We start from the raw sequence: 438 nt of genomic DNA, 5'->3' as shown, positions 1-438 counted from the left end.
GCACATCTTCTCCAAAGAAAACTCGGAGCGATGGTCTTCCACAAACTGAAATCTTAGCTCTTTGGTTTGCTGAAGATGTGCACTGCTTTTTTTACAATCGCCAGTTCTTCTTGTGTATCCGCAAGCGTGTGCTCTTTCTCTTGAAGCAATCGGCGCATCTCTTGRAGCTCTGCTTCCAGTTCCTTCACTCGATCTACACTGGCAACAGGCTCATGTTTTAGTTCGCGGTACTTACTCATCCATTGGTGCAACGTACTTTTTGGAATGTTGAGTTCTTCTGCCAAATCTGCAAGTGTCTTCGTCTGCTCTTGAATGAATTTGACCGTTTGTTTCTTGAATTCTTCGTTATATCGTTGCCGCTGTTCTCCCATGTGGACACCTCCGTTAGTCTTATTATCCTTCCGTCCGTTAACGGGTGTCCACTTTTTATTCTAGCTC

At 44.6% G+C, this 438-nt stretch carries 1 protein-coding gene; it reads right to left on the bottom strand.

Features of this window, described 5'->3' with window-relative positions:
* Positions 1-53 precede the first annotated feature (53 nt).
* Positions 54-371, bottom strand: a complete 318-nt coding sequence (locus AC1DE7_RS31860; RefSeq protein WP_477535898.1) for a transposase — start codon at positions 369-371, stop codon at positions 54-56.
* Between the last annotated feature and the right edge of the window lie 67 nt (positions 372-438).

It is taken from the genome of Paenibacillus sp. 10L310 (genome assembly GCF_056395745.1).
This window is presented reverse-complemented; position numbering and strand designations above follow the sequence as displayed.